Genomic DNA, 7,574 nt, shown 5'->3' on the forward strand with positions numbered 1-7,574 from the left:
GCGGCGACGCGGGACGATGCCCTACCTCGCGTCGCGCCTCCTGCAGACGCTGCTCGTGCTGTGGGTGGTCGCGACCCTGCTGTTCCTGATGTTCCGGTTGATGCCGGCGGACCCGACCTCCGCCTTCATCGACCCGACCTTCACCATGGAGCAGCAGGATCAGATTCGCGCCGCCTTCGGCTTGGACAAGCCGCTGTGGGAGCAGTACTTGATCTACTTCGCCAATCTCGTGCGCGGCGAGTTCGGGCAGTCCTTCTTCCAGCAGCGGCCGGTGATCGAGATCCTTTCCTCCGCCCTGCCGAACACGCTCGTGCTGACCGTCTCCGCGTTGCTCCTGGCCTATCTGTTCGGCGTGCTGACCGGCGCTTGGCTCGCCTGGAGGCGCGGCAGCTGGGTGGAGGCGGCCGCCGTGCCGGCGGTGCTGACGGTGAGGGCGGCACCGGAGTTCTGGCTCGGCATGATCCTGCTCGCGGTGTTCGGCTTCGGGTTCGGCTGGTTCCCCTCGGGCGGTGCGAACAGCCCAGGTGCGCGGTATGACAGCGAGTTGGCGCGAATCCTGTCGCTCGACTTCCTGCACCACATGGCGCTGCCCTGCCTCACGCTCGCGCTCTACCTGCAGGGGCTGCCACTGCTGCTGATGCGCTCGAACATGCTCGATGTGATGCAGGAGGACTACGTGACGATGGCCCGCATGAAGGGCTTGCCGGAGCGGCGGATCGTGCTGCGCCACGCCGCGCGCAACGCGCTGCTGCCGGTAGTGACGGCCTTCGCGCTCGGCATCGGCGCCACCGTCGGCGGCAACGTCGTGGTGGAGACGGTATTCTCCTGGCCTGGCCTCGGGCGCGTGCTCGTCACCGCTGTCGCGGCGTCGGACTACCCCCTGGCGCAGGGGGCCTTCCTGCTGATCACCGTGGTGCTGGTGGTGATGAACTTCATCGCCGACCTGCTCTACTCCGTGCTCGACCCGCGCGTGACCCATGCCGCGCGCAACTGACGCGCCCGGCCCGCTCGCGCGGCTGGCGGGGGCGCTGCGCATCCCGTCGGGCGACGCCTTCGCCGTTATCGGCCTGTCCATCTACGCGGTGTTCGTCGTCGTCGCGCTGCTCGCCGACGTCATCCGCCCGCATGATCCGCTGGAGATCCTGTTCGACGAGGACGGCGACCTGCTCTCCAATCTCGGCATGAGCCCCGCGCATCCGCTGGGGACAACGAATCTCGGGCGGGACATCTTCTCGCAGCTCGTGATCGGCACGCGGGCGGCGCTGATCGTCGGGCTCGCCGCCGCCGTCGTCGTGGTAGCGATCGGCACGCTGATCGGCCTTGTCTCAGGCTATTTCGGCGGCTGGATCGACAGCGTGCTGATGCGCCTGGCCGACGTCGCACTCGGCGTGCCCTTCCTGCCCTTCGTCATCGTGCTGGCCGGGTTCCTCGGCGCCTCGACCAGCAACATCGTGCTCTCCATCGCGATCCTGCTCTGGCCCAACACCGCGCGCGTCATCCGCAGCCAGGTGCTGACGGTGCGCGAGCGCGCCTTCGTGGAGGCGGCTCGGGTTACCGGCTCCTCCACCTGGCGCATCCTGTTCGTGCACATCGCGCCGAACATCCTTCCGCTGTCCTTCCTCTACGGCTCGATCGCGATCGGCTGGGCGATCCTGACCGAGGCGTCGGTCTCCTTCCTAGGCTTCGGGCCATCGAGCGTGGTGTCCTGGGGCTACATGCTGCAGGACGCCTACAGCTCGCAGGCGCTCTCGCGCGGTTCGTACAACTGGTTCGTGCCGCCCGGCGTGTGCATCGTCCTCGTCGTCGTCGCCGGCTTCTTCATCAGCCGCGGCTACGAGGAGATCCTGTTCCCCAAGCTCCGGGACTGAGGCGATGCTGCTCTCGCTCGACGGTATTCGCATCGAGTACGCCGCGCGCGGCGGCGCGGTGAAGGCGGTGGACCGCGGCACGTTCGACGTACCCGCGGGCCAGGTGGTCGGGCTGGTCGGCGAGTCCGGCTGCGGCAAGACGACGCTCGCGCGATCGCTCACCGGCGTGATGCCGCGCACCGCGAGCATCACCGGCGGGCGCATGCAGTTCGGCAGCACGGACCTCGTCCACGCCACGCCGGCGGAATGGCGCGACATCCGCTGGCGCCGCATCGCCTTCGTGCCGCAGAGCGCGATGAACGCGCTCAATCCTGTGCACCGCGTCGGCGACCAGATCGCCGAGGTGCTGAGGGTGCGCGGCGGGGTTCCGTCCGCCCGCGCCAGGGCGCGGATTGCCGAGCTGTTCGACATGGTCGGGCTCGATCCGGCGCGGCAGCAGGACTATCCGCACCAGTTCTCCGGCGGGATGCGCCAGCGCGTCGGCATCGCGATCGCACTCGCGCTCGATCCGGCGCTGCTGATCGCCGACGAGCCCGTGACCGCGCTCGACGTCATCGTGCAGCGACAGGTGCTCGACACGCTGCGCGACTTGCAGGCGCGGCTGTCGCTGTCGGTGATTCTCGTCACGCACGACATCAGCGTCGTCGCCTATGTCTGCGACCGCGTGGTGGTGATGTATGCCGGACAGGTGGTGGAGTCCGGGCCGGTCGCCGAGGTGCTGGAACGCCCGGTGCACCCCTACACCATGGGGCTGACCAACGCCTTCCCCGACCTCGCGCGCGCCGCCGACACGCTGGTGCCGATCGGCGGCTATCCGCCCGATCTGCGCGATCCGCCGGCGGGCTGCCGCTTCGCCGCGCGCTGCCCCTTCGCAGTGGGAGCCTGTCGCGACACCGACCCGCCGCTGGTGCCGGTCGGACCCGACCACGTCGCCGCCTGCCTGCGCGCCGCGGAGGCCGCAACCCTGCGCGAGGAGGCGAAGGAACCGGAGCGATGGGCAGCCATCTCCGCATCCGTGGACTGACCAAGCATTTCCCGCTGCGCCGCAGCCTCGCGCAGATGCTGCGCGGGGAGCGCCCGGCAGTGCGTGCGGTGGACGGTATCTCCTTCGATCTCGCGCCGCGCGATGCGGTCGGGCTGCTCGGCGAATCCGGCTGCGGCAAGACGACGACGGGGCGGCTGCTGCTGAAGCTGGAGGAGCCGAGCGCCGGGACCGTCGAGGTTGACGGGGCGGAGCTTGCAACGCTGCGCGGGCCGGCGCTGCGCGAGTTCCGCAAGCGCGCGCAGCTCGTGTTCCAGAACCCGTTCGACGCGCTGAACCCCCGCCTGACGGTGCGGCGCTCACTGGCCGAGCCGCTGGTCAACGCCGGGATTGCCGCCACAGAGCACGAGGAGCGCATCCGCCGCGCGCTCGACCGCGTGCACATGCGCGGCATCGGCGACCTCCTGGAGAAGTATCCCCACCAGCTCTCCGGCGGGCAGTTGCAGCGCGTGGTGCTGGCCCGCGCGCTGATCCTCGATCCCGGCTTCATCGTGGCGGATGAGCCGGTCTCCATGCTCGACGTGTCGGTGCGTGCGGGCATCCTGAATCTGATGCGCGAGATCCAGGAGAGCTTCGCGCTGACGGCGATCTACATCAGCCACGACCTCGCGCTCGTGCGCTACGTCGCGCAGCGCACCCTCGTGATGTATCTCGGCACTATCGTCGAGGACGGGCCGACGCCCGCGGTGGTGACCGAGCCGCTGCACCCGTATACCCGCGCGCTGATCGCCGCGGTGCCGGTACCGCATGTGGACCAGCCGCGCGGCCCGCTGCCGATCAAGGGCAACATCTCCGACGCGCGGCGCGCGCATCGCGGCTGCCGCTTCGCCGAACGCTGCCCGCTCGCCGTGGCCCGCTGTGCCGACGAGCCACCCGAGTTGCGCGAGGTTGCGCCGGCGCGCAGCGTCGCCTGCCATCTCGTCTAGGAGAGAACCCGCATGGCGACACTTTACCGGAGCGCGCGGATCTTCGACGGCAGCGACCGCCTGCGCGACGGCCACGCCGTGCTGGTCGAGGGTGGGCGGATCGCGCGCGTCGCACCGGAGGGCGAGTTCGCCGGCTTCGCGGGCGACGTCGAGGACTGCGCCGGCCAAGCCTTGCTGCCCGGGCTCATCGACTGCCACATGCACCTCATGCTGACCGGAGGCCCCGATCAGCTCGGCCCAGTGACCACGCTGCCCGCCGCCACCATGGCGCTGCACGGCCTGAAGGCCGCGCAATCGGCATTAATGGGCGGGATCACGACGCTGCGCGACGTCGGCGGCTACCGCTTCATCGAGATGAGCGTGCGCGACGCGATCAACCGCGGCGACCTGGTCGGGCCGACCATCCTGTGCTCGGGCCACATCATCGTCATGACCGGCGGCCACGCAGGGAAGATCGGCCGCGAGGCCGACGGCCCGGACGAGCTCGTCAAGGCGGTGCGCGAGCAGATCAAGGGCGGTGCGGACCTGATCAAGCTGATGGCGACCGGCGGCGTCGCCACCGCCAGCAGCGACCCCTCGGCCGCCGAGTTCACCGAAGCCGAGATCGCCGCCGCCTGCGCCGAGGCGAAGCGACGAAACCGCCGGATCGCGGCGCATGCACACGGCGCGGGCGGCATCCGCAACGCGGTGCTCGGCGGCGTGACCTCGATCGAGCACGGCAAGTTCCTCGACGAGGAGACGGTCGCGCTGATGGTGCGGCACGGTGTGTATCTCGTGCCGACGCTGTCGGTCGGTCACTGGACGTTGCAGAACCGCCACCGCGGCACGATCCCGGCGCATATCGTCGAGAAGACGGAGTGGGCGCGCGAGCGGCACCGCGAGAGCCTGCGGATGTTCCACGCTGCCGGCGGAAAGATCGCGATGGGGACGGATGCCGGCACGCAATACAACATGCATGGCGATTCGGCCTTCGAGCTGGCGCTGATGGTCGAAGCCGGGCTGCCGGCGGCGGATGTGCTGCGCTCGGCGACCTCCGCTGCGGCCGATCTGCTGGGCCTCTCCGATCGCGGGCGCATCGCCGAGGGGCACGTGGCCGACCTTCTGCTCGTCGCCGGCGATCCGCTGGACGATATCCGTGCCGCCGGCCTCGCCGCAAACCACCGCCTGGTGGTCAAGCGCGGCGTGGTTGTGAAGCGTAGCTGAGAAGGGAAGAGGACGATGGACGAGCTGCTGGCGAATACGCTGGCCGATACGGTGAGCGGCCCGGAGATGATGGCGAACCTGCGTGAGATCGCGCGCTGGGTGAAGCTGTCCGGCACGCCGGAGGAGCTGGAGGCGTTCCGCTTCCTCGAAACGCGGATGCGCGACTACGGCTATCGCGTCGAGCTGCTGCTGCATGACGCCTATATCAGCCTGCCCGGCAAGGCGTCCGTCACCGTGGACGGGCGGGCGGTGCCGGCGATCACCCATTCCTTCTCGCAGCCCTCGTCCGGGCTTTCGGGCGTGCCGGCCTATGTCGGCAGCTGCGGCGAGGCGGACATCGTCGGGCGCGACCTCCGCGGCAAGATCCTGCTGATCGAGGGCATGGCCACACCCGCCACCGCGGAGCGCGCGCATCGCTGCGGCGCGGTGGGACAGCTGCACATCAGCCACCACGACCACCTGCACGAGATGTGCCTCTCCTGGGTGTGGGGCAATCCGGCGGAGCGGTTCCTGGGCGAGATACCGAGCACGGTCGCCTGTTCGGTCTCCGCGACCGATGGCGGAGCGATCCGCGACGCGCTTGCGCGCGGCGAGCAGCCGGTGGTGACGCTCACCGCGGAGGTGGATACCGGCTGGCGCAAGACGCCGCTGCTGGTCGCGGAGCTCGATGCACCGTCCGACGCCGGCGGGCCGTTCATCATGATGTCGGGTCACTACGACACCTGGCACTACGGGGTGATGGACAACGGCTCGGCCAATACCGGGATGATGGAGGCGGCGCGGGTGCTGGCGATGCGGCGCGGCGAGTGGAAGCGCGGCCTGCGCATCTGCTTCTGGTCGGGCCATTCGCACGGGCGCTACTCGGGCTCGACGTGGTACGCCGACCGCTACCGGGACGAACTGGAAGCCCGCTGCGCCGCGCATGTGAACGTGGACAGCCTGGGCGGGGTGGGTGCGACTGAACTCGCGCATGCCTCGGCCATGGCGTCGCTGCGCGCCGTCGCGGCGCAGGCGGTCAATGCCGAGACGCCTGTCGCCTATGTGGGCTCACGCAAGGCCCGCAACTCCGACGAGAGCTTCGGCGGCATCGGCATCCCGTCGATGTTCGGCGCGATCAGCGAGCAGCCGGACAGCCATGCCCGCGCGCGTAACAAGCTCGGCTGGACAAGATCGACGAGGTCCACCTGGTGCGCGACACCCGCGTCCTGCTGCGCGCCTGCTGGCTGCTACTGTCGGAGCCGCTGCTGCCGCTCGACCACGCGGCGACGGTGGAAAGCCTGCTCGCCGAACTCACACCGATCGCGCAGGCGCTTGGGGACCGGTTCCCGGTCGCAGGGCTCGTCACGCTTGCGGAGGCAGCGCGCCACGCGGCGCGCGCGGTCCCCGCCGCAGACGCAGATGCGCCGGGGCTCGCGGAGGCGAATGCCGCGCTGATGCGCGCCTCCCGCGCGCTGGTGCCGATCGACTACAATGACGGGCTCGTGTTCTCGCACCCGCCCGCGCTGCCGCTGCCGGTGTGGTCGGCTCTGCAGCCGATCCGCGACCTGGCCGCGGCGGAGCCCGGCAGCGACCGCGCCCGGTTCCGCGCGGTGGAGGCGTGGCGCGCGCGCAACCGGATCGCGTCGGCCTTGCGCGACGCGGCAGCTTCCCTCTCGGCTGCGGCCCGCGCGCTCGGGAGATGACGTCGTGTCACCGCCGCCGGGCCGCGCGGGGTCCAGCCGCGGGGTCCAGCCGTTCATCCCGCTGAGGTCGCGCGCCGTCGGGTTGCCGCCGCCAGCCCGATCCCATGGATGAAGACGGGAAGGCGCCGAGCAACAGCGCCGGGGCAGGGAGATGAGGACGTCCACGCGACTCCAGGGACAAGACGCGCGTGCCGTTGCCGGTGACGCGCCGGCGCTCGCTGCACACGAGATCGAGAAGTCCTTCGGCGCCACGCGGGCGCTCCGCGGCGTCAGCGTCGCGTTCGAGGCCGGCGCCATTCACGCCCTGGTCGGCGAGAACAACGCGGGGGAAAGCACGCTCACGCACATCTTGAGCGGTGCGCTCACCGCCGATGCCGGGCGCATCCTGATCGACGGTGCGTCCGTCGTGCTGCGCACGCCGCTCGATGCCAAGGCGCTGGGCATCCGCATGGTGCACTAGCACGACACGCTGGTGCCCGACCTGACGGTCACCGAGAACATCCTACTCGGCCAGATGCGGCGGCGTCGGAGCGGGCTGCTCGACTGGACAGTGGCACATGACCGGGCGCGCGCGATCCTGGCCGAGCTCGGCTACGGCGTGCGGCTGGTCCGCCAGGGCCCCGGTTCCGAGGAGGCGCGGCTGCCGAGGATCCGGTGCCGCTCCGCCCATGCCGAGACCGTGAGCTGCGGCGGCGGGCGCAGCATCGCGCCCATGCGCCGCCGCACATGCTCACGGGTCCTGCTGCCGATCTCCGCCGAGGCCTGGGGGATCGAAGCGATCGGCTTCCTCCGTCAGCAGATCGGTGATGTGCTGCTGCAAGATGGTCTGCAGCAGGTGCGGATCGACGCCGAG

The 7,574-nt window shown here is 70.5% G+C and carries 9 protein-coding genes; all 9 read left to right on the forward strand.

Annotation, left to right across the window (positions count from 1 at the left end):
- Nucleotides 1-16 precede the first annotated feature (16 nt).
- Nucleotides 17-994: an ABC transporter permease gene (locus ACTIFU_RS09130; RefSeq protein ID WP_439577992.1), complete on the forward strand. Its 978-nt coding sequence runs from the start codon at nucleotides 17-19 to the stop codon at nucleotides 992-994.
- Nucleotides 978-1,868: an ABC transporter permease gene (locus tag ACTIFU_RS09135; protein WP_439577993.1), complete on the forward strand. Its 891-nt coding sequence runs from the start codon at nucleotides 978-980 to the stop codon at nucleotides 1,866-1,868. The genes ACTIFU_RS09130 and ACTIFU_RS09135 overlap by 17 nt, the downstream gene beginning before the upstream one ends.
- Before the next feature lie 4 nt (nucleotides 1,869-1,872).
- Complete coding sequence (locus tag ACTIFU_RS09140) at nucleotides 1,873-2,892, forward strand: ABC transporter ATP-binding protein (protein WP_439577994.1); 1,020 nt, start codon at nucleotides 1,873-1,875, stop codon at nucleotides 2,890-2,892.
- Nucleotides 2,862-3,836 (forward strand): oligopeptide/dipeptide ABC transporter ATP-binding protein, encoded by a 975-nt coding sequence (locus tag ACTIFU_RS09145; RefSeq protein ID WP_439577995.1) that lies wholly within the window; start codon nucleotides 2,862-2,864, stop codon nucleotides 3,834-3,836. Before ACTIFU_RS09140 ends, ACTIFU_RS09145 begins: the two co-directional genes overlap by 31 nt.
- A gap of 12 nt (nucleotides 3,837-3,848) precedes the next feature.
- Nucleotides 3,849-5,039, forward strand: a complete 1,191-nt coding sequence (locus tag ACTIFU_RS09150; protein ID WP_439577996.1) for an amidohydrolase family protein — start codon at nucleotides 3,849-3,851, stop codon at nucleotides 5,037-5,039.
- Nucleotides 5,040-5,054: 15 nt separating this feature from the next.
- Nucleotides 5,055-6,473, forward strand: a complete 1,419-nt coding sequence (locus tag ACTIFU_RS09155; protein WP_439577997.1) for a M28 family metallopeptidase — start codon at nucleotides 5,055-5,057, stop codon at nucleotides 6,471-6,473.
- The gene (locus ACTIFU_RS09160) at nucleotides 6,473-6,721 is read left to right on the forward strand and encodes a hypothetical protein (protein ID WP_439577998.1); all 249 of its coding nucleotides are present in this window, start codon (nucleotides 6,473-6,475) and stop codon (nucleotides 6,719-6,721) included. The genes ACTIFU_RS09155 and ACTIFU_RS09160 overlap by 1 nt, the downstream gene beginning before the upstream one ends.
- Before the next feature lie 151 nt (nucleotides 6,722-6,872).
- Entirely contained in the window at nucleotides 6,873-7,181 is a 309-nt protein-coding gene (locus ACTIFU_RS09165; RefSeq protein WP_439577999.1) for an ATP-binding cassette domain-containing protein, read from the forward strand.
- Between the two features lie 12 nt (nucleotides 7,182-7,193).
- The coding region (locus ACTIFU_RS09170; protein WP_439578000.1) for a hypothetical protein at nucleotides 7,194-7,574 on the forward strand (381 nt) is incomplete at its 3' end.

The sequence above is a fragment of the Elioraea sp. genome, assembly GCF_051860475.1.
Classification (GTDB): domain Bacteria; phylum Pseudomonadota; class Alphaproteobacteria; order Acetobacterales; family Acetobacteraceae; genus Elioraea.